This window comes from Paenibacillus ilasis (genome assembly GCF_043195395.1).
Taxonomy (GTDB): Bacteria; Bacillota; Bacilli; order Paenibacillales; family Paenibacillaceae; genus Paenibacillus_AQ; species Paenibacillus_AQ lautus.
The window spans coordinates 1,267,244-1,289,345 of sequence record NZ_JBHDJG010000001.1; the positions used below are offsets into that span (position 1 = coordinate 1,267,244).

At 49.6% G+C, this 22,102-nt stretch carries 21 protein-coding genes and 1 riboswitch; of the genes, 11 read left to right on the top strand and 10 right to left on the bottom strand.

Annotation, left to right across the window (positions count from 1 at the left end):
• The first annotated feature begins 1 nt into the window (after position 1).
• Positions 2-466 (top strand): NUDIX hydrolase, encoded by a 465-nt coding sequence (locus tag ACETK5_RS06135; protein WP_394054660.1) that lies wholly within the window; start codon positions 2-4, stop codon positions 464-466.
• Positions 463-1,023, top strand: coding sequence for a histidine phosphatase family protein (locus ACETK5_RS06140; protein WP_394054662.1), 561 nt, complete (start codon positions 463-465; stop codon positions 1,021-1,023). The genes ACETK5_RS06135 and ACETK5_RS06140 overlap by 4 nt, the downstream gene beginning before the upstream one ends.
• Positions 1,024-1,224: 201 nt before the next feature.
• Here the strand turns inward: ACETK5_RS06140 and ACETK5_RS06145 are convergent, their stop codons facing one another.
• Entirely contained in the window at positions 1,225-2,475 is a 1,251-nt protein-coding gene (locus ACETK5_RS06145) for a methyl-accepting chemotaxis protein (protein ID WP_394054663.1), read from the bottom strand.
• 184 nt (positions 2,476-2,659) lie between these two features.
• The gene (locus ACETK5_RS06150; protein WP_394054665.1) at positions 2,660-3,367 is read right to left on the bottom strand and encodes a class I SAM-dependent methyltransferase; all 708 of its coding nucleotides are present in this window, start codon (positions 3,365-3,367) and stop codon (positions 2,660-2,662) included.
• Positions 3,368-3,525: 158 nt separating this feature from the next.
• Between ACETK5_RS06150 and ACETK5_RS06155 the strand changes: the two genes are divergently transcribed.
• A complete protein-coding gene (locus tag ACETK5_RS06155; protein WP_100538229.1) occupies positions 3,526-4,224 on the top strand; it encodes a nucleotidyltransferase domain-containing protein in 699 nt (232 codons plus the stop codon).
• Between the two features lie 117 nt (positions 4,225-4,341).
• Positions 4,342-4,437: a sporulation protein YjcZ gene (locus ACETK5_RS06160; RefSeq protein ID WP_100538228.1), complete on the top strand. Its 96-nt coding sequence runs from the start codon at positions 4,342-4,344 to the stop codon at positions 4,435-4,437.
• A gap of 73 nt (positions 4,438-4,510) precedes the next feature.
• On the opposite strand, the gene ACETK5_RS06165 is transcribed toward ACETK5_RS06160, so the two are convergent.
• Together ACETK5_RS06165 and ACETK5_RS06170 are read right to left on the bottom strand one after the other, a co-directional pair.
• Positions 4,511-5,116 carry a YkoF family thiamine/hydroxymethylpyrimidine-binding protein gene (locus tag ACETK5_RS06165; protein ID WP_326114040.1) on the bottom strand — a complete coding sequence of 202 codons (606 nt, stop codon included), beginning with the start codon at positions 5,114-5,116 and terminating at the stop codon, positions 4,511-4,513.
• Positions 5,117-5,200: 84 nt separating this feature from the next.
• A riboswitch (TPP riboswitch) is annotated at positions 5,201-5,303 on the bottom strand.
• A gap of 182 nt (positions 5,304-5,485) precedes the next feature.
• Complete coding sequence (locus ACETK5_RS06170) at positions 5,486-6,088, bottom strand: nitroreductase family protein (RefSeq protein WP_100538226.1); 603 nt, start codon at positions 6,086-6,088, stop codon at positions 5,486-5,488.
• A gap of 523 nt (positions 6,089-6,611) precedes the next feature.
• On the opposite strand from ACETK5_RS06170, the gene ACETK5_RS06175 reads away from it, so the two are divergent.
• The 5 genes from ACETK5_RS06175 to ACETK5_RS06195 all read left to right on the top strand — a co-directional run bounded on the left by ACETK5_RS06175 (position 6,612) and on the right by ACETK5_RS06195 (position 11,976).
• Positions 6,612-7,565, top strand: coding sequence for an ABC transporter permease (locus ACETK5_RS06175; protein WP_100538225.1), 954 nt, complete (start codon positions 6,612-6,614; stop codon positions 7,563-7,565).
• Entirely contained in the window at positions 7,555-8,502 is a 948-nt protein-coding gene (locus tag ACETK5_RS06180) for an iron chelate uptake ABC transporter family permease subunit (RefSeq protein ID WP_394054669.1), read from the top strand. Before ACETK5_RS06175 ends, ACETK5_RS06180 begins: the two co-directional genes overlap by 11 nt.
• Positions 8,499-9,257 carry an iron ABC transporter ATP-binding protein gene (locus ACETK5_RS06185; RefSeq protein WP_076325073.1) on the top strand — a complete coding sequence of 253 codons (759 nt, stop codon included), beginning with the start codon at positions 8,499-8,501 and terminating at the stop codon, positions 9,255-9,257. The genes ACETK5_RS06180 and ACETK5_RS06185 overlap by 4 nt, the downstream gene beginning before the upstream one ends.
• A gap of 203 nt (positions 9,258-9,460) precedes the next feature.
• A complete protein-coding gene (locus tag ACETK5_RS06190) occupies positions 9,461-10,432 on the top strand; it encodes a siderophore ABC transporter substrate-binding protein (protein ID WP_394054671.1) in 972 nt (323 codons plus the stop codon).
• 119 nt (positions 10,433-10,551) lie between these two features.
• Positions 10,552-11,976, top strand: coding sequence for an NAD-dependent succinate-semialdehyde dehydrogenase (locus tag ACETK5_RS06195; RefSeq protein WP_394054672.1), 1,425 nt, complete (start codon positions 10,552-10,554; stop codon positions 11,974-11,976).
• 158 nt (positions 11,977-12,134) lie between these two features.
• Here the strand turns inward: ACETK5_RS06195 and ACETK5_RS06200 are convergent, their stop codons facing one another.
• From ACETK5_RS06200 to ACETK5_RS06225, 6 genes are all read right to left on the bottom strand, one after another.
• On the bottom strand, positions 12,135-13,097 hold the full coding sequence (locus tag ACETK5_RS06200; protein WP_326118832.1) for a Gfo/Idh/MocA family protein: 963 nt from the start codon (positions 13,095-13,097) through the stop codon (positions 12,135-12,137).
• Positions 13,098-13,290: 193 nt separating this feature from the next.
• Entirely contained in the window at positions 13,291-14,274 is a 984-nt protein-coding gene (locus ACETK5_RS06205) for a Gfo/Idh/MocA family protein (RefSeq protein WP_394054674.1), read from the bottom strand.
• A 347-nt stretch (positions 14,275-14,621) separates the two neighbouring features.
• A complete protein-coding gene (locus ACETK5_RS06210; protein WP_394054676.1) occupies positions 14,622-15,644 on the bottom strand; it encodes a Gfo/Idh/MocA family protein in 1,023 nt (340 codons plus the stop codon).
• A gap of 43 nt (positions 15,645-15,687) precedes the next feature.
• Positions 15,688-16,524: a carbohydrate ABC transporter permease gene (locus ACETK5_RS06215; protein ID WP_100538218.1), complete on the bottom strand. Its 837-nt coding sequence runs from the start codon at positions 16,522-16,524 to the stop codon at positions 15,688-15,690.
• Positions 16,525-16,540: 16 nt separating this feature from the next.
• Entirely contained in the window at positions 16,541-17,482 is a 942-nt protein-coding gene (locus ACETK5_RS06220; protein ID WP_100538217.1) for a carbohydrate ABC transporter permease, read from the bottom strand.
• A 47-nt stretch (positions 17,483-17,529) separates the two neighbouring features.
• Positions 17,530-18,792 carry an ABC transporter substrate-binding protein gene (locus ACETK5_RS06225; protein WP_100538216.1) on the bottom strand — a complete coding sequence of 421 codons (1,263 nt, stop codon included), beginning with the start codon at positions 18,790-18,792 and terminating at the stop codon, positions 17,530-17,532.
• A gap of 431 nt (positions 18,793-19,223) precedes the next feature.
• Here ACETK5_RS06225 and ACETK5_RS06230 point away from each other — a divergent pair, with 431 nt between their 5' ends.
• Positions 19,224-20,426 carry an ROK family transcriptional regulator gene (locus ACETK5_RS06230; RefSeq protein ID WP_394057340.1) on the top strand — a complete coding sequence of 401 codons (1,203 nt, stop codon included), beginning with the start codon at positions 19,224-19,226 and terminating at the stop codon, positions 20,424-20,426.
• Positions 20,427-20,495: 69 nt separating this feature from the next.
• The gene (glpK, locus tag ACETK5_RS06235) at positions 20,496-21,986 is read left to right on the top strand and encodes a glycerol kinase GlpK (protein ID WP_394054680.1); all 1,491 of its coding nucleotides are present in this window, start codon (positions 20,496-20,498) and stop codon (positions 21,984-21,986) included.
• The last annotated feature ends 116 nt before the right edge of the window (positions 21,987-22,102 follow it).

The window sequence follows — 22,102 nt, forward strand, 5'->3', positions numbered from 1 at the left end:
CGTGGTGAAACATACGCATCTCGGCGTTTATGGAGTATTGATTCAGCATGATCATATCCTGTTGATCCAGAAAGCGAGAGGGCCGCACAAGGGGAAGTGGGATTTACCGGGCGGCTCCATTGAGTTCGGAGAAGAGCCGGAGTTTACGCTGCAGCGCGAATTTATAGAGGAAACCGGGCTTTCTCCAATTAAGGGAACCATTCGGACAGCTGTATCCTACACGATCGTATATCAGTATGGAGCGAATCAGATGGAAGAGCTGCATCACATCGGCATTATGTATGATGTCGAGCTGCTGGATCATCAGGCCGTGATCAAGACGGACGGTGACGGCCAGGACTCATTAGGAGCAAAATGGATTCCTTTGGAGTCATTGGGCTTGTTACCGTTAACCCCATTTGTAGAGATGATGATGGAGCCCGTGTTAAAGGGTGAGACTCCTAAAGAAGCAGAGATTGAGGGATGACAACTTTCTATTTTGTGAGGCATGCGGAATCTCCCTTTATCGAAGGGAAGGAAAGGTCGCGGAGATTGTCTGCGGAGGGTTCGCTCGCTGCGGTTCGAGTCAAGGAATTACTCCTGGGGGAAGGGATTGACGTTATCATATCAAGCCCCTATCAGCGAGCCAAGGATACGGTCCAACCATTGGCGGACGCTTTAGGACTACCGATTGCGGAGCAAGAGGACTTGAGGGAACGGAATGCCGGAGATTTTCAGGGGCATTCATTCCTCGATGCCAAAAAGATACTGTTTCAGGATCCAGCCACTTCCTTCCCCGGAGGGGAATCCAGCAAAACCGCGCAAAGCCGAGCAGTCCAGGTGCTGGAGGAAATCCTGAATACACATATAGGCAAGCGCGTTGTGATTGGCACGCATGGCGACATTATGACACTCATGCTGCAGCACTATGATCAACGATTCGACTATCAGTTCTGGCAAGGAATGACGCTGCCGGATATATACCGAGTCGAGTTTGAAGAAGGACGGCTTGCGAATACAGCGCGGTTATGGAGCGAGCAATAATGCTGGTGTACTCTATATGATACAAAAAGGGAGCTGCCCCATTTGAAGATTTGCTCTCATGACATACGGTTCGTCAGATTTAATAATGGTACAAATGAAAAAATGGCTGTGCTCAGGATGTTATCCTCGCACAGCCATTTCTTGCATTTTCGGTCCGTAGTCGCTTCGAAAGCAGTATACATTATGTAGTCTGTACCATACTTAAAATTTGAAAATGTTGATCGTTTTTTGCAGCCGGAAGACGGCATTATTCATCGCTTCTGCTTCCTCGGCCATCTTCTGGATCGATGAAATGCCTTCATTCATGGATGCCGACACCTGCTCCGTTCCTGCGGCGGATTGCTGTGTGATCGCCGATATATTCTGAATCGCGGAAGAAATGCTCTTCGCACTATCCAGCATGGATTCGCTCTCCTTGGAGAAAGCAGCGATCTGCTCCGAAATATACTGCACACTGTTTAGAATCTCCATGAACACCAGCTCAGCTTCACGGATCATTTCGGTTTGCTGCCTGACGACCTCTTCATTAATTTTAATGTTCTGAGTCGCATGTTTCACGTCCGATTCGATGCTCCGTACGAGATTGAATACTTCCCGTGTCGATGACGTGGATTCTTCGGCCAATTTACGCACCTCTTGGGCTACGACGGCAAAGCCCGCGCCATGCTCCCCTGCTCTTGCGGCTTCAATGGATGCGTTCAAGGATAACAAGTTGGTCTGATCGGCAAGTTCCGAGATCGTCTCCGTGATCTGCGTAATTCCCCTGGCACTCTGGGCCAGTGCATCAATGGATTCCGAGACCTTGGCCGTTGCGTCAATATTACGCTGCATTCCGGCAGACTGCTTGGCAACGGAGTCCCTTCCTTGCTCAACCAGTCCCAGCGTTTCGATCGAACGGGTATTCATTTCCTGGGTTGAATGCGTATAATTGCTGACCTTCTCTTCGATCTCACGGATGGAATGCGTCATTTCGGCTACGTCTTCCGAAATTTCGTTAGCGCCGACGGCCAGCTCATTGGAGGATAAGGAGACCTGATTCATCACTTGAATGAGCTCCTGGTTTTTAATCGAGATGTTTGAGCTTGACGTCATGACCTGGCGGGTGATATCCGAGGTCTCCTGCAATATTTTACGAAGCTTGTCCACCATGCTGTTGAACGTTCGGCTGAGATCGTTCATTCCCCCAACCTCTTCTACCTGGAAGGTGAAGTCGCCTTTAGCGATTTTGGCGGAAACGCTGGAGATTTCCGCAAAGGAATTCGTAAGCGCTTTCTCAATGAGGCGAGAAAGAGGAACCGTAAGACCGGTTAGTGCCACGACGATGACCACACCAATGATTGCTTTACCCATTAGAATAAATGCAAGCAGCATTGGAACCGCAAACAAAGCGGCAATGAGAAAACAGGCTGCGGTAATTTTCCGCGAGATAGGGAGTCTGTTGAACCATGCCATAAGAATGAGTCCTCCTCAACAACATAGGATATATTTACCATGATTATAGCATCGACGGGCAAAACTAGATAGAACGAAATGACAAAAAGTGTTGAATTAGGTCGAAAGAACTGAAATTTGAGGAGGGAGAGGGGATACGCAGCGAATATGCGAATCCCCCTTAATGCACAGATAGGAAATGATTTTATTTTACAGCCCGGAATAAGGCGGAAGCGAGATAATCGGTATTGTCCAGGATCATGCGGTCATGCTTGAACAGCGTTTCCCAAAGCGCAACATCGAACAGAAGTCCTTTATCGCGCTGTTCTAATGTATCCAAATGACGTGTTTGCTCTTCCTTTAACTGCTCATTGAAGTGATTGTACTCCAGAATCTCTTCTTGTTTAAACCCGCAAGCCAAGAGCGACTCCGCCCATTCTTCCCTCATCATGAGATTAGGGATCCCGAAGAATTCGAGCAGTTCCTGAAGCTTTGCCTCCGGCATGGGCTTATCTAGCAGCAATTCTCTGTCCAGCAGGACACCTCCATGATCCAGAACGCGGTAATATTCGGGCAGCGATTTCGAAGTATCTGTAAATACAGTAACGGACTCGGCCATGATCAGATCAAATTGGTTGTCCTCGAAAGGCAATGCGCATACATCCGCCTGATGGAACTGGACATCGATTTCCATAGCCTTGGCTCTTGCGCGGGCTTTTTTGATCATATTCTCGTTTAGGTCAATGGCGGTCACTTGATACCCCATCTCCGAAAGATGGCATGCGGTTCTGCCAGTTCCGCACCCCACCTCCAGAATGCGGCTGCCCGGTTGAATGGGAAAATTCTTCAGCATTCTGAGGGTTGCCTCGAATCCTCCCGGGTGGGCACTGCCCATGCCTAATTTGGAGAGCATATGAATATAGTTCATCTCATCTATCCCTTCTTCCTTATGATCAACATGAGGGTAATCGTTTATTTACCATATGATTCAGGTACGTTTAGGGTTTTAGCTGAATTAGATATTTTGAGCCCTTTTTTCGGGAGGATTAGAGTCATATTGGAGGAAACGTCATGAGGATGGAACCGGTAGAGGCAGCGAAACGTGTCATTCAACACGATTATCCCGACTGTTTGCTTGCTGTGCTCGGCGGCAGTGCGAGCAGAGGCGAATATAATGAACAATCCGATTTGGACATCATGGTCATAGAACGGGACGGATATGATTTCAGCAGGAAGACGATAGAGGCACATGGGTGGATCGCGGAAATATTTATATTGTCTTTATCCTCGTATCGCGAATATTTCGACGAGGGCGTCATGGCGGCGAATCCGTCAATGCAGCGGATGATTGCGGATGGGACGGTGCTGCGCGCGCTGCCCGAGGGAGAAGAGGTACGGGCGGAGGCCCGAAGCGATTTGAATTACGGCCCCATGCCCTTGACGCTAACCGACATGAACCAATACCGTTATATGCTAACCGAGTACATGCTGGACTTGGAGGGTCCACGAAGGGATGGCGAAAAATGGTTTACGGTGCACAAAATCGCGGCGATTCTCTGTGAATTTGTACTTAGGGTGAACCGGGAGTGGACGGGTGAAGGGAAAACACTGTTCCGGCTGTTCAGCCGCTATGACACAATCTTGGGAGACCGATTGGAAGCAGCGCTCGCGGCGATGTATCGCCAGGATGATCCCTCAGCTCTGATGGCATTCACCGAGGAAATGCTCCGTCCGTACGGAGGGAAGCTTCTCATTGGTTTTGAGGAATAATATTTCCTAACCAATATATAAAGAGAGGTACATTAGCCGTGACACTAGCACAAAGCGGGCAATACTATAATAGTGTGATTACATCACGTCATTCTTTAAATCCAGGAGGGGATCTTCATGAGCGGAGAATACGGCGGCGCATGGGGCAATTCAGTAGGAACTATTTTGGTTCTCTTTATCCTGCTCGTAATTATCTTGAGTGCTTGGGTTTAAACTGTCAAGATTCTTGGCAGCTAGTGACAGGAAAGCCCGGCTTTTGCCGGGCTTTTGTCTGCCTCAATAGAACTCAATTCGATGCGGCTTTGATTGATGGGCTGTGTGCGGACACAACTGCAGTCATGACCAGATGGCTGCTGTCGGATTGAATCGCATGTAAAAACGCGTCTTCAAGCGATCCAAATACCCGGGACAGGGACCCGTCCAATCGGCTGGCGTAATGAACGCTTCCGGCGAATGTCCCGGCTTCCTTCGCACGATTTACTTCACTGTAGATGACTTCCATATAGTTATCGGTACCCATGGGGTAAAGAGCGAATTGGCAGGCAGTCTCGATTTCGGCATGTTCTCCGATGTCACGGTTTAAGAGGGTCGAATCCTCAGTCATATATACATCGGCGTCCGTATCACCGGGGCAGCCGATGGAATAAGTACCATTAAAAACGGTGTGCACGCCGCTCGCCGCGGCATGGGCGAATATCGCCCTTGTAACATCAAAGACATGCTCTGCTCGTCCACGAATACAGGTGCTCACATCATCTGTCTGAATCCACACTTTCTCCGTATCCACAGATTGTAGTGCGTCCATGATGACCTCTACAAACCGGTCCGTCATGGGAAATACCGAGAACCGGCATCCGACGATCCGGCTGGTTCCGCATACAAGCTCATTCATTGTCATTTCCTCCCCATAATATAAGTCCACGCAAAAAAACCGCACCCCATGAAGAAGGTGCAGTTATGCCTACGAAAAGAAATAAACATAAATGCTACACTTCCCCACGCTAGTATGACCTAGATCGGGTGATAAGGGTTAACGGCAGCCCGCCGTCTCTCAGCACATGGCACCCCTAGTACAGCCAACATCCTATGTAGTTGGTTATTGCAAGTTTGCCCCGGAGCCTCCGTTATCGTAGGAATTCGAGGGTTCTTACCTGTGTAATTGTATCGTTTTGCGATCGGTTTTTCAATCTTTGCCCATTATAAAAAAGACCGCCTATCCCAGTTGCAGGAACTTAGGAAGGCGGTTTTTTCATCTATTGGTTTAGTTGTATACTTTCACGCGATCTTCCAGCGGTGCAAATTCTTTTTCGCCTGGTTCAGCAACCGGCTTACCGAAAGGCATTTGAGCAATCAGCTTCCAGCTTTCTGGGATGTTCCATTCGGATTTTACTTTTTCGTCGATCAGCGGGTTGTAGTGCTGCAGGGATGCACCCAGACCTTCTGCTTCAAGGGATGTCCATACTACAAATTGCAGCATGCCGTTGGATTGGTTGGACCAAACCGGGAAGTTGTCGGCATAAGCGGCAAAGTTTTGTTGCAGCCCGGCAATGACGTTGTTGTCCTCGAAGAACAATACCGTACCGTAACCAGCGCGGAATGCAGCCATTTTGTCGGCCGTGGATTTGAAGGCTTCTTCATCGCCAACGACTTCCTTCAGGATGCCTTCCGTCATGTTCCACAGTTTATCATGCTGTTCGCCAAGCAATACAACGACGCGTGCACTTTGGGAGTTGAAAGAAGAAGGGGTATACTTAACCGCTTCGTTTACGATTTCTTGGATACGCTCGTCCGAGATAACGGATTCTTTGCTAATCCCGTAATAAGAACGGCGATTTTTGAGTGCAGTTGAAAAATCTTTAGACATTGAAAAAAAACCTCCTGGTGTAATCGAATTTGCATTCGCCTGATAAGAAGATGTCCTTTACTTCAAGCAAATATGCATTTTGCTTTTTATTGCAATCAATTTAATTATCATTCCATATTAACTTACGTTTAGTTAGAAATAATAATTATGTTAGGATATTAATATAACTTAGAGCAATTGTCAACGGCTTTTGATTAAATATAATTTTTCTTATGTATTTAATATGAATTGAATTCGTCTTGTTTTTAGAGAAGTCTCATTAAAGGGAAGCTTAACGAAAGTGTGACTCTGCCTGTGGATATTAGTTATGTCTCCTCGAAACTTCATATTATGAACAATTCATGAACAAAATATACATGTATGAAGCTATTAATTGATTTTCATTCTCAATTATACTTGTCGAGCCAGAATGAGGATGATATAATGCATATCAGAACGCAATTGATAATCAATCTCAATGAGAATGGTGATGAAAATTGCAAGATCCCGGGTGTTTAGAGACATACGCATAGAAGGAAGAGCCATGAAGATTAGATACTTATTTGCAGCCGTTGTGGTACTCTCCGTAATTTCATTATTTATTGGAGTTAAAGATATCTCGCCACTGCAACTGTTTTCGATGACAGAACAACAACAGCATATTATGCTTGTAAGCCGGATTCCTAGGCTTGTCAGTCTCATATTGGCGGGTGTCAGCATGAGCATCTGCGGATTGATCATGCAGCAGCTCAGCCGCAATAAGTTCGTATCGCCGACCACGGCAGGTACGATGGACTCAGCCAGACTGGGGATTTTGGTAGCGATGCTCGTCTTCACGACAAGCGGACCGCTTATCAAAATGCTTGTGGCCTTTGTATTCGCTCTGGCAGGAACCTTTATCTTCATGAAGATCCTGGATCGGATCAAGTTCAAGGATGCGATCTTCATCCCGCTCGTTGGACTGATGTTTGGTAATATCGTCAGTTCGATAGCCACTTTCTTTGCCTACAAATATGATCTTATTCAGAATATGTCCGCATGGCTTCAGGGTGATTTTTCCATGATCATGAAGGGCCAGTATGAAATGCTCTATATTAGTATCCCGCTTGTGATTCTGGCGTATCTGTTTGCCAACAAGTTTACGGTGGCCGGAATGGGAGAGGAGTTTGCAACCAACCTGGGCCTTCACTACCGGAGAGTTGTGAATCTGGGACTGGTCATCGTGGCGCTGGTTACGGCATCCGTCGTGCTGACCGTCGGCGTTATTCCGTTTCTTGGTCTGATCATACCTAATATTGTCAGTTTATACTTAGGAGACCATTTGAAAAAAAGCCTTTCGCATACCGCGCTGTTGGGGGCCGGGTTCGTACTGTTCTGTGACATCCTGGGCCGGATTATTATTTATCCCTATGAAATTCCGATTAGTCTAACCGTGGGCGTACTCGGAAGCGGTATATTCATTTTCTTACTGATGAGGAGAAAGGCATATGACTTATAAAGCCAAACTCGGCCTGTTGGCCGCAGCGGCAATCATCCTGGTGGCAGTCTTTCTGTTCATTGATCTTGGCGGCAATTGGGATTACGCGCTTCCAAGAAGAATCAAGAAGGTGCTGGCCATTATTCTGACCGGCGGAGCGATTGCTCTGTCTACCACGGTGTTTCAAACGGTCACGAATAACCGGATACTGACGCCAAGCGTTATGGGATTAGATTCCTTATATATCCTGATCCAGACCACCGTCATCTTTGTCTTCGGATCCTTTACGCTGTACAAACTGGGCAGCAACGTTAACTTTTTGATCAACGTCGGCGGGATGATCCTGTTTGCGGGAGTCTTATATAAGATTTTGTTCAAAAGGGAAGGAAACAACATTTACTTCCTGCTGCTGATCGGCATGATTTTTGGGACCCTGTTCTCCAGTATGTCTTCCTTCATGGAAGTGCTGATTGATCCAAACGAATTCCAGTTTGTGGCAGACAAAATGTTTGCCAGCTTTAACAATGTAAAGACCGAGCTTCTGGTCCTTTCCGTCATTGTTATTGCGCTGACCTTGCTGTATTTTGCCCGGTTTGCCAAGTACCTGAACGTGCTGGCACTAGGCCGTGAGCAGGCGATCAATCTCGGCGTGAATTATGATTATGTTGTGAAGCGGCTTCTGATTGTGGTTGCAGTTCTGATCTCGGTGGCCACCGCTTTGGTGGGGCCGATTACATTCCTCGGGCTCCTGGTTGTCAATGTTGCGTACGAAGTTATGAAGACGTACAGGCATTCATATTTAATTGCAGCATCCATACTGATTAGCGTTATTGCGCTGGTCGGCGGTCAATTGGTTGTAGAACGGGTGTTTACGTTCTCTACAACGCTCAGCGTCATTATCAACTTCATCGGCGGTGTCTACTTCATATACCTGCTACTAAAGGAGAGTAAAGCATGATCCAGGTTACGAACGTATCGAAAGTCTATGGCGGCAAAAAAGTCGTTGATAACGTGTCGGTTACGATCCCGAAAGGTCAAATCACTTCCTTTATCGGCCCGAACGGTGCCGGCAAGAGTACTTTGCTGTCCATGATTAGCAGATTAACAGGCAAGGACAGCGGACAAATTACGGTGGATGGTAAAGAGGTTAGCCAATGGAAGAGCGGCGATCTGGCGAAGAAGGTTTCGATCCTGAAACAATCCAACCATATCAGCCTCCGGCTGACGGTGCGTGAGCTTGTATCCTTCGGTCGTTTTCCATACTCTCAGGGCAGATTGAATGCGGAAGACGAGAAATACGTGGATGAAGCGATTTCCTATATGGAGCTTGGGGATATGCAGCATAAATATCTTCATCAGCTCAGTGGCGGTCAGACCCAGCGTGCCTACATTGCGATGGTTATCGCCCAGAATACAGAGTATATCCTGCTGGATGAGCCTTTGAACAATCTGGATATGAAACACTCCGTACAGATTATGAAGATTCTCAGAAAGCTTGTCGCTGATCTGAACAAGACGATTGTCATCGTTATTCATGACATCAACTTCGCCTCCTTCTATTCGGATTACATCGTCGCATTGAAGGATGGAGCCATTGAAAGCGAAGGGAAGACCGAGAACATCATTCAGAGCAATGTGCTTCGCGGCATCTATGACATGGACATTGAGATCGAAGAGATTAATGACAATCGGGTATGCGTATATTACGGCTAAGCGACATGGTATCAGAGAGTGGAGGATAAGGATTCTAAGGAGAACAACAGCACGGAATCCTTATCATATACAAGGACAGGGCTGCCTTGGGTACAAGACGGCATGATTTAATCTGTTCGAATTGAATTACATATTCAACCATAAATTCAAATATATGTTGAATTATAGAGCTTTTTTAAATATAAAAAATTGGGGTGTAAACAATGAAAAAATGGGTGGCTTTATTTATGGTAGCAATGTTCACGCTTGTACTCGCGGCTTGTGGTCAAGACGATAAAACAAGCGGCACGGGTGGTGGAGATGCAGCTGGAGATACACCGGCTGCAACCGAAGAAATCACGATTACCCATCAACTGGGTGAAACGCCTGTTAAGAAGAATCCTTCCCGCGTCGTTGTTTTCGATTTCGGTATTCTGGACTCTGTCGATAAACTGGGCATAGAGGTTTTGGGCGTTCCACAAGCGAATATCCCGGCCTACCTGTCCAAATTTGAAGACAAGAAATACGAGAATGTGGGCAGCTTGAAAGAGCCGGACTTTGAGAAAATCAACAGCATTAACCCGGATCTGATCATCATTTCCGGCAGACAGCAAGATGCGTATGAGGAACTCAGCAAAATTGCTCCAACCATCTTCCTGGGCGTTGATACAAGCAAATACATGGAATCCTTTAAAGCAAACATGAACACGCTGGGTCAAATCTTCGGTAAAGAAGCAGAAGTGGAAAAAGAGCTTGCTGCGATCGATGAGAACATCAAAGCTTTGAATGAGAAAGCTACAGCAACCGGCAAGAAGGCATTGATCATCCTGGCTAACGAAGGCAAAATCAGTGCATACGGACCAGGTTCCCGTTTTGGCATTCTGCATGACGTGTTCGGTTTCGGAGCCGTAGATCCTAACATTGAAGTCAGCACACATGGTAAAGACATTTCGAATGAGTACATCGTTGAGATGAACCCGGATTATCTCTTTGTTGTTGACCGTGGCGCAGCGGTTGCCACCGGTGAAGGGGATTCAGGCGCTAAAGCGGTGGTTGAGAATGAACTTGTGAAAACAACGAATGCGGCGAAAGAGGGTCACATCGTTTACCTGAACCCGGATTTCTGGTATCTTTCCGGTGGCGGCCTGACGTCCGTATCCGAAATGATCACGGAAGTAGACGCAGCTATTAAATAAGTTTAGCGTAGTCGTTATGAATAGAGGAAACACTGGAGCTTCCCATGAAGCCCCAGTGTTTTATTTTTTTGCATTAGGGTAGGTGGGTATCGGATAATAAGAAGGAGGAGGTCTTTACTATGTTTCGAAATCAAATCTATATTGCTGGACAATGGATTCAGACCGAGGAACAGATGGATGTATATAATCCGGCGGATGGAAAGGTGATCGGCACCGTGTCCAAGGCCGGCAAGAAGGAAGCCGGGCTTGCCGTCGATGCGGCAGCCGATGCTTTTCCGGCGTGGTCCCGCAGAACGGCGAATGAGCGGGGGGAACTGCTGCGCCGCTGGCATCAGCTCATAGAGGAACATACGGATGAATTGGCGCGGATTATGACAACAGAGCAGGGGAAACCGCTTAAGGAAGCAGCGGGCGAGATTCAATATGCCAACAGCTTTGTGTCCTGGTATGCGGAGGAAGGCAAGCGAATCTACGGCGAGACCATACCCGGATCATCCAGCCGCCAACGCATCATCGTAACCAAGCAGCCTGTTGGTGTCGTAGCAGCGATTACGCCGTGGAACTTCCCGGCCTCCATGATTACCCGTAAGGTGGCGCCTGCTCTGGCCGCCGGATGCACCGTGGTGATCAAACCATCCGGTGAGACGCCGTTCACGGCCATCAAGCTGGTGGAGCTTGCCGATCAGGCCGGGATTCCTGCTGGGGTCATGAACATCGTAACCGGATCTTCTAGCGATATTTCCGGCGTGTGGCAGGCGGACAGCCGCGTAAGAAAGCTGTCGTTTACAGGATCAACCGAAGTGGGGAAACAGCTGATGGCCGGAGCTGCCGTTAACGTCAAGAAAATATCGCTGGAGCTGGGCGGTCATGCGCCGTTTATCGTGACGGATCAGGCGGACCTGAATCAAGCGGCTGCGGGATTAATCTCCTCCAAGTTCCGCAACGGGGGACAGACCTGCGTATGTGCCAACCGGGTTTATGTTCAGGAAGGCATTGCGCAGGAGTTTGCCGCGAGGTTTGCTGAGCTTGTAAAGCAATTGAAGGTAGGAAATGGACTGGAGAACGGCGTCGATATCGGTCCTTTGATTAACCGGGACGCTGTGGATAAAGTCGTAAGGCAGATCAAGGACGCAGAAGAGAAGGGCGGCGTGATACTGGCAGGAGGTCAAGCATTATCTGAGCTGGGCCGCAACTATATTGAGCCTACGGTCATAATGAACGCAACCGACGACATGGAATGCATGAACGAGGAAACCTTCGGCCCCCTTGCCCCGATTACCACGTTCAAAACGATAGACGAAGCGGTGCAGCGTGCCAATAACAGTCCCTATGGATTAGCTGCCTATGTATTTACGCAGAATCTGGGCGAAGCGGTGAACATTGCGGAATCGCTGGATTACGGGATTGTGGGCGTGAATGATCCCGTACCTTCAACGGCGCAAGCGCCCTTCGGCGGATTCAAAGAGAGTGGACTCGGCCGGGAAGGCGGGCACTACGGAATGGATGAGTTCCTGGAGGTGAAGTACATTTCGCTTGGTTTATAAGAGTGGAATGGGCTCAACTCTCCCATATGATTACGCGCAAGCGGCAAGCTGCCCGGAGACAATGCAGCTTGCCGTGTTGCTTGATACGAACTAAACACTCTTAACCAAACATGAAGGGGCATGCTCAAGGTCTACAGACCACAAGCAGCCCCTTTTTATTATGACTGTAGGATGACAGGTTTGCCGGTTTCCGCGGATTCATTGGCGGCCAGCGTTACTTCCAGCGTCTTGAAGCCGTCTTCATAAGATGCCAGCACGAGGCTCGGGTCGTTGTTACGAATGGCGTCGATCAAGGCATTGGTAAGGTTTTTGTAAAAGTCCGTTTTGCTCCGGTACACGATTTCTTTCTCCTTGTCTACGATGGAGAGCGTGGTTCCGTCCAGAACGACGCGGAAGTCGCGGCCCATGATCTCGATCCCGCTGCGGTGATCAAACTGGATAAATCCAGTTTGCATATGGCCGACAGCTCCGGAATCCAACACGAATTGGATGGCGCCCACATCCGGAATGTCGAGGTCCGGAATGTCGTTCACCAGCAGCAGCTTCATATCGGCATACAGGCGGGTGATATCGCCGCACAGGTAGCGAACCAAATCCATGGTATGCGTGGATTGCTCAACCAGCTGCCCCCCGGATAATGCTTTCTTTCGCCACCAAGGAGTTGGTACAGGCGTTGTTATGTAGTGGGCGCGGACCATGCCGATTTTTTTGTCCTTGAGAAAGTCTTTGGCGATCGCAACGGTGTCCAGGTATCGCAGACAATAGCCGGAGGCTGCAATGATTCCGCTTTCAGCAATGACCTTGGCTTTGTGGCGGACGGACTGGGCGTCCAGACCCAGCGGCTTTTCCACCATCAGGTGAATGCCCTTCGCGGCTGCCTGCTCTTCGATATCTCCATGGCAAAATGGAGGAATGCATACATACAGCACATCCAGCTGCTCCTGCTCCAGCATCGTGCTGCCGTCCGTGTAATAAGCCGTACCGTACAGCTCGGCCTGCTGCTTGGCTAACGCTTCATTCGTATCGCATATCGCGGCCAGCTGAACATATTCGTTCCCGTGAAGGTTTTTGATATGGACAGCGCCCATGCCTCCCGCTCCAAGCACGCCTGCTTTAATCATAGATTGCCTCACTCCTGATCGTATAAGATGATGGTTACATATTCCGGTAACTCGATTACTCACACGTGATTATAGCCCCGCTATCCATATTATTCAAGCATTCATTTGAACCTGGATTGCCGGATCCGCTATGAAAAAAAGCACAGAAGACCTCCTCAAATACCACGAGCATGCCTTCTGTGCCGGTTAACGATTACAGCTCCGACATAGTGATGGCCCGATGGCTCTCGGACGATCGGTAGGCGGCTACAGCCACGGCAAGTGCCTTGAGACCATCTTCACCGGTGACGGATGCCTCTGCAGCGCCGGAGGAGATCGAGGATACGAAATCCCTGATCAGGCTGGCATCCATGCTGTCTCCCCATGCATGATGGTGGTAGCCGGAATCATCGGTGTATACGTGCAGTTTCTGGCTGGTGGCATTAACGCTTAGGGTCCCGGCAGAGCCGACAATCTCCAAGGTGACGTCGCCCCATGTCGGAAACTCCTTATTGCGGGACCAGCTGCAATCCAGCGTGGCAAACACACCATTATGGAATTCCATGGTCAGAATGCCGCAATCATCAATGGGAGATTCCGAGATGAGATGGTCGACTTCGGCATACACGTCCTTCACCTCGGCACCTGTAATCCAGCGCATGATATCGGCGACATGCACCGTATGATCAATGACGGCACCTCCGCCGGATAGCTCCGAATCGATGAACCAACCGCCGGGATTGCGCCCGCGGTTGGTCCCCTTCATCGCCAGGATACGGCCTAGTCTTCCATCATCGACCATCTGTTTGGCCCGAACGACCGCAGCATGGTAACGTACGGGAAATGCCGTTTGCAGCAGCACGCCGCTTGCTTTGCACGCATCAATCATGACCTGTGCATCCTGTATGTTAGTCGAAAGCGGTTTTTCGCAGAGCACATGCACCCCGGCTGCAGCGGCGGCCAGAACGTGCTCCTTATGATGGACATTCTCGGATGTGACAATGACGCCATCCAGGCCCTGACTAAGCAGCTCGTGATAATCCCGATAATAGGCTGTTCCGAAATACTCGGCGTATTTCCGTCCGCGCTCCTCTACAGGATCGGCTATCCCGGCAAGCTCTACGCCTTCGATCCCCTGCAGCGCTTTGGTATAACTGAACGCATGCATATGCGCAAAGCTGATCACTCCTAATTTCATGGCCTTCACTCCTTTTTAAAGAGATTAGAAAGTATAAGCATCAGAGGCTTAGCCTCCTTATCTCGCAAGAAAAATTTCCGCTGTACGCGGTCTGTCTTCTGAGAAATTACGTCGATAGGCATTTTCTTTAGAGATAAGAAAGTATAAGCATCAGAGGCTTAGCCTCCTTATCTCGCAAGAAAAATTTCCGCTGTATGCGGTCTGTCTTCTGAGGAATTACGTCGATACGTATTTTCTTTAGAGATTAGAAAGTATAAGCATCAGAGGCTTAGCCTCCTTATCTCGCAAGAAAAATTTCCCCTATATGCGGTCTGTCTTCTGAGAAATTACGTCGATACGTATTTTTCTTATGGTGAAGTAAGTGTAAACGCAGCATCTTCGATAACCACTGGCCCGCCGGAGGCCATCGAGGCTATAGCGGCAAGCGCGATACGAAGCGCTTCGTATGCGTCTTCAGCCGTTACGAGCGGCTCGCAGCCATCGCGGATGCACGACATGAAGTGCTCCAGTTCCCGGTAATAGGGACTATGCTCCAGCGGGCTTTCCGGCACGACGACGCCGGGGATGGTAGCGGAACTGCTCCGTGTTTTGAAGAGGAGAGGGCTGTCCTTGGCACTGTCATAATCGATAATGCCGCTTGTGCCCGCCATCTCTAAATTCATGGAGAAACCCTCGTGCGCCCAGGTGCCTTCCACATGCGCGATGACACCACTTCGAAAACGAAGGGTTACCAGCGAATAATCCAGCTGGGTCTGATGACGACCATGGAGCCCTTTGGCATAAACGCGCTCCACCTCGCCGAAGCACCAGCGCAGGTAGTCAAAATCATGAATCATCGCGTCCAGCGTAATTCCGCCGCTCGCTCCGAAGTCGCTGTACCAATGGTTCCAGCCCACAGGATAACCGCCGCCACGGCCTGCCCGAATGACCGCGGGTTTTCCGATGCTGCCCTGATCCAGAAGCGACTTGGCCTTCACATATTCCGGGAAAAAGCGGAGCACATGACCGACAAATAATCGTACTCCTTTTTCGTGGCAATAGTTGATTATGAAGCGCGCGTCTTTCTCGCTTCTGGCCAGCGGTTTCTCACATATGACATGCTTGCCGATGTCCGCTGCTTTCACAACGTATTCCTTGTGAAGCGGGGTTGGCAGGCAGACGTCAATGACATCAATCTGATCAGAACCCAAACCTTCAACTGCTGCTTTGAATGAAGCATAGGCCTGTGCCCCGTGTCTGTCCGCCAGCTGCTGCGCTTTCTCCGTCCGGATATCGGCAATCCCGGCAAGCTGGACGCCCGGCATCGAAGCGTAGGCGGCGGCATGGGTTCTTCCCATGGCGCCCGCACCAATAACTAACACCTGTAACATTTCCGTACACTCCTTTTTTTGCATGGTTGGTGCTTTCCGAGTTCTAACCTTTAATCCCGTTCATGGCAATGCCTTCAATGAAGTAACGCTGAAGGAAAATAAACAGGATGATGATGGGCAGGGTAGCCATTAGGGCGCCTGCCATCAGCAGCGGGTAATCGGTGGAATGCTGTCCCTGGAAGCTGGAAATCCCGATGGAAAGTACGCGCATCTCCTCAGAGCTCGTCATGATGAGCGGCCATAACAGATCGTTCCATGAGGCTAATATGGTGAAGATCGCCAGGGAGACGAGAGCCGCCTTGGATAACGGCAAGTATATATTCCAGTAAATCCGGAAATAACTGCAGCCGTCGATTTTGGCGGCTTCCTCCAGGTCTTTCGGCAGCGTCATAAAGAACTGTCTCAATAAGAATGTGCCGAAGGCACTGAATATGCCGGGTACGATGAGCACATAGAACGTGTCCAGCCAATTGAACTCGCGCATGATGACAAAGCTCGGAATCATAACGACCTGGGAAGGGACCATCAATACGGCCAAGAGCGCGAGAAAGATGGCGTTCTTGAAAGGGAATCTCAAGCTGGCAAAGGCATAGGCTGCAAGGGAGCACAGAATGAGTTGACCAGCCGTCCGCCCCACCGTCACGATAACGGTGTTCAAATAATAGGTACCGAAATCGATGGTTTGAATGACCCGCAGGTAATTGTCCGGATGCCATTCCACAGGCAGCCATTTCGGCGGAACGGACATGGAATCGGCAAATGACTTGAAGGATGTCGAGATCATCCACAGAAACGGCATAATCATAAGCAGCGCCCCGACTGCTAACAGGATGTGGACCGTCAGACGGCTTGCTTTACCTGCATTGGTTGAAGTATTCACGTCTACACACCTCCTGTTATTGGTAGTGGACCCAGCGCTTCTGAATATACATCTGGACCATGGTAATGATCAGAATAACGATAAACAGAATGAAGGCCTGCGCTGAAGCGTAACCCATGTTGAAGTATTTGAAGCCGTCTTCCCAGATGCTGTATACCACCGTCCGGGTGGATTCCAGCATCGTGGTCTGTTGATCCATCATGATGAAGATCAGGTCAAACACCTGGAACGAATTGATGAAGGACATGACCAAGACAAAGAACAAGCTGGGCGTCAGCAGGGGCAGTGTAATCCGAAAGAACTTATACAGCGTCCCTGCTCCGTCAAGCGAAGCTGCTTCATAATAGCTGCCGGAGATGCCCTGCAGGCCGGACAGCAGAATGACGGCATTGTATCCGATGCTGCTCCAGACACTGACGAGCACGATGGAGAACAAGGCGAATCTCTCATCGAACAGCCAATTGGGCTGCGGCAGGTTCATGATCCCCAGCACATGGTTGATCAATCCGAATTCGGAGTTGTACAACCATTTCCATACCATGCCGACCGCGATCGGCATGGTGATGACGGGAATGAAATAGAAGGTGCGGTAGAAGACCATGCCTTTGATCTTCTGGTTCAGGAGCACGGCCAGCACCGTTGCGAGTGCAACGGATAACGGCACCGTACCTACGGTATACATCATCGTGTTCAGCATGGAACCGGTGAATTTGTCGTCCTTCATCAAATTTGCAAAGTTATCAAGTCCGATGAATTGAGGTGAAGTTAGTCCATCCCACGATGTAAACGACAGAAACAGGGATGCTGCGGAAGGTGCCATATAGAACAGACCGAGGCCCAGCACGACAGGCAGAATGAAGATGTATCCCCACATGGCTTCGTGAACGGCAAGTTTCCCTGCTTTTCGCTTGGCTGTTGTTTTAGGAGGTTCTGTGGTCACAGTGATGGGAGAGCTCACAGGCTGCACCGTCCTTTCTTAATTTCCGTATTGGGAGCGGCTGCTCGTCATTTGGTTTCTGTCGCAAGGATGGCATTCATCTGTTCGCCGGCATTTTTCAGCGCTTCTTCAAACGATTTCTTTCCGAGGAAAGCCGCCTGAATTTCCTTTACTTCAGCGTCTTGCCACTCAGCGGTTTTCTGGGATACGGGATATGGTACGGCGAACTCCAGACTGTCCACGAACACCTGCAGATCAAGAGATGGAATAGACTTCAGCCAGCCGCCCTCCGTGCCTTTGTACGCAGGCATCGAGAAGCCAGAGTCAGCCAGCAATTCCTGTCCTTCCTTGCCGGATAGAATCTGAATCAATTCCCATGACTCCTGCTCGACCTTGGTCTTGCCGTTGATGGCCCAGCTGAGGCCATGGACGATGGACGCCTTTTCCTTTCCTGCGGGCAGAACCGCGACACCCAGCTTGTCGCCAAGCAGCTTGTGGAGTTCCGGAGAGTTGACGGAGATTCCCGGGAACATGGCGGCCTTGCCCGAGCCGAACAGCTGGCGCGACTTGGTTTCAAGCTGCTGCTGCGCATTCGGAGAGTAGCCTTTCTCAATCAAGCTCTGCTGCCATTTGAATGCCGAAAGAGCTTCCGGCGTATCGTAACCGGATGTTTTTTTATCGTCGGATATCACGAACCCGCCAGCCTGGGCAATATAGTTGTAATAACCGATTTGGCTGTCGATCGGCGTAATGTAGCCGTAGATCCCGTTTGATTTATCCGTCAGTTTGGCCGCGTTCTCTTCTACCGTTTCCCAGGTCCATGTATCGTCTGGATAGGGCAGCCCGGCCTTGTCAAACAATTCTTTATTATAAAAAAGTCCGACGGAATCCTGGAAATAAGGAAGTCCGTGAAGCTTACCCTGATAGGTGTACATATCGACAAGCGCTTCGGTATAAACCGAGGTGTCCAGACCGCTTTGCTCAATTAGGGGAGACAGGTCTTTGATCAGACCGGAGGAGGCATAGGAGTGAAAGTTAGGACCGTTCATCCAGTAAACGTCAGGACCGCTGTTGCCGGCGAGGCTGGTTTTCAGCTTGGTCCAATAATCGGCCCAAGGGGTGTAAGTCACTTTCACTTCAACATTCGGGTGCTTCTCATTGAAAATCTTAATGGATTTGTCCAGCGTATCCCGCACATTTTCGTCCCATAGCGCAACGTTGATGACCTTCTTGCCGTTATTTCCTCCAGAGGCATTGCCGCCTCCGCATGCGGACAGTAACGCGGTGAGCACGAATAATACCGAGATCAGGACAGACATTCTTTTTTTCATCAGATAACCCTCCTTGAATTCATATGATTTTGATCAAGCGTGGTTGGTTGTACGGCTTGTACAGAGAGAATCGGACCCCTTAAGCGCCCCCTTTATGTAGGTGGTATAAAAGCGGTAGTTATTCCATAAGTCGAAAAAAGTTAACATCCATATGCTATCTTTCTTGACAGAATAACCAGCTTCTATTGCGAAAGATTATATAATCACCTTGTTTATTTTTCAAGATAGCGATTTCAAAACCTTTTAAATTCTTTTTTTCACAATATGAGAGAATCACTATCAGATCTTACGCTGCATGTTAATTCGATAGATGGAATAAGTTTATATCTGCTTGTTGAAAATGTTATAGTGATTCTATCCTCATTTTTCCGATACAGAAAGTCGCACTACGATGAAGAAACTATAGAAAGGTTGAGCTTGTTTTGAACAATATGAAAAAAGGTGACCACAAGCTGATTCAGGCATTAAACCGGTCCAAGGTGCTGAACAAGATCCGCACAGAGGGACCTATATCCAGAATCGATCTGGCCAAAAAAAACAAGCTGAGTCCCTCCACGGTCGCCTCAGCTGTACAGGAGCTAATTAAGGAAGGCTACGTTTCCGAGATTGGAACTGGCTCCTCCAGCGGAGGAAGAAAGCCCATTCTGCTTAAATTCAATCCGGATAATCATTATTTGTTCGCGGTAGCGATAACGAATTCGGTCATGATGCTGGCCCGCATGAATCTGGAGGCGAGGGTGCTGCAGAAGGAAACACATCCTCTAACCGGCCTCCAAGGAGAAGCCGTTGTCGAACGATTGCTGAGCCTGATGGATGATTTCATGACAGGACAAGAAGACTTGGAGCGGTGTGTCGGGATTTCCATTACGGTGCCGGGCATTGTGAGTGATAGTCAGGGCATGGTGCACTATAACACAAAACTTCGCATGACCGATGTTCCGATGAAACGGATGGTTGAAGAACGCTACGGGCTGCGAACCTGGGTGGAGAACGATATGAATTCCGTTGTGCTGGCTGAACGCCGATTTGGCGATTACGCATTCGCGAACCTGATTTATATTTCCATTGGCGACGGGCTGGGTTCCGGTATTTTGATTAACGATCATCTCCTAAGGGGCAAGCATGGCGGTGCCGGCGAATTCGGGCATACGAGCATAAACCGCAGCGGAATCCGCTGCGAATGCGGCAATGTAGGCTGCTTGGACAGTTACATCAGCTGGATTGCCGTGTATTCGCGAATTATTACGGCGATCGCAACGGGGAGACCGACACTGATCCAGGAGATGAGCGGGGGAGATTACAGTCAAATTGTTCCGTCCGTATTCAAGGAAGCTCTTCGTAGAGGGGACAAGCTGGCAAGGGATCTGAATGAGGAAGTGGCGGAGCTTCTGGGAGCAGCCATCGTCAACCTGGTCAATATGTTTAATCCCGAAGCGCTAATCCTGGGTGGAGACATGGCGCATGGAAATCCGGAATTGCTGGAAATGGTTCGCAGCTATATAGACCGGCACGCGCTTCCGATTCTGAAGGAGGATTTGGTATTTGGTCTGGCCTCTCTTGGCGAGGATGAGAAGCTAATGGGTGCGGCTTCGGTCCTGCTGCAGGACTTGCTAGGCTTCTCCCTGACGGAATAATGGATTTGACAACGTTTCCACCTGCACGTTATCTTTGGTTAAATGCATATGCGGAAGGGGAGAAGTTGATTGGAGCAGTACATTCTGGCGCTTGACCAAGGAACGACAAGCTCGCGCGCGATCCTGTTCAACAAGGAAGGAGAAATCGTACACTCAGCTCATAAGGAGTTTCCGCAGTATTTTCCCAAGCCGGGCTGGGTGGAGCAGAATGCCAATGAAATATGGGGTTCCATTCTTGCGGTCATTGCGACCTGCTTATCCGAAGCGGGCGTGAAGGCGGATCAGATTGCGGGAATCGGGATTACGAATCAGCGGGAGACGGCCGTGGTATGGGATCGGAATAGTGGAGAACCGATATATCACGCCATTGTTTGGCAATCCCGTCAGACGGCCGGTATCTGCGAGGAGCTGATAGCTGCCGGGCATGACGGGACGGTTAGGGGAAAGACCGGACTTTTGATTGATCCTTATTTCTCGGGAACGAAGATCAAATGGATCCTCGATCATGTAGACGGTGCCCGTGAGCGGGCCGAGCGCGGAGATATTATTTTCGGGACCATCGATACTTGGCTGATCTGGAAGCTGTCCGGAGGCCAGGCGCACGTGACCGATTATTCCAACGCCTCTCGTACGATGCTGTATAACATTCATGAATTGAAATGGGATGAGGAGCTGCTGCAGCTGCTGGACATCCCCAAGTCCATGCTGCCTGAAGTCAGGCCTTCTTCCGAAGTGTATGCCAAAACGGTTTCCTATCATTTCTTCGGACGCGAGGTTCCGATTGCCGGAGCAGCCGGCGATCAGCAAGCGGCGCTATTTGGGCAGACCTGCTTCTCGGAAGGCATGGTGAAGACAACCTACGGAACCGGCAGCTTTATGCTGATGAACACCGGTGACAAGCCCGTAAAATCCGAGCATGGACTGATCACTACGATCGCCTGGGGATTGGATGGCAGCGTACAGTATGCGCTCGAAGGCAGCGTGTTCGTGGCCGGCTCGGCGATCCAGTGGCTGCGCGACGGTCTTCGGATGTTCCGCGAAGCGAAGGACAGCGAGCCCTATGCGCGCCGGGTCAACTCCACGGAGGGCGTGTACGTGGTGCCGGCCTTTGTCGGACTTGGCAGTCCATACTGGAACAGCGATGTCCGAGGGGCTGTCTTCGGCCTGACACGTGGCACGTCGAAAGAGCATTTCATCCGTGCAACCCTGGAGTCGCTTGCATATCAAACACGGGATGTCCTATCCGTGATGGAAGAAGATTCCGGCTATAATATCACATCCCTGCGGGTGGATGGAGGGGCTGTTACCAACACGTTTCTCATGGAATTCCAAAGCGACATCCTGAATGTTCCGGTGGAACAGCCGAACATTACGGAGACAACGGCACTCGGTGCCGCCTACCTGGCGGGGCTCGCTGTCGGCTTCTGGAAAGATCAGGAGGAAATCTGCAGCAAATGGAGCATGGGACAAAGCTTCAAGCCAACCATGGAGGAAGACGTAAGGGAGCAATTATACAGCGGCTGGAAAAAAGCCGTTTATGCGGCAATGGCTTTTCATTAGCATTTTCTATGGTATAATGAGCAATAAGTGAATATATGTCTGGAGACTTGGAGAGACCACTAGGCGCGGAATACCTCATGATATGGGGTTGCTACTGCGTGTTTCGTGGTCTCTTT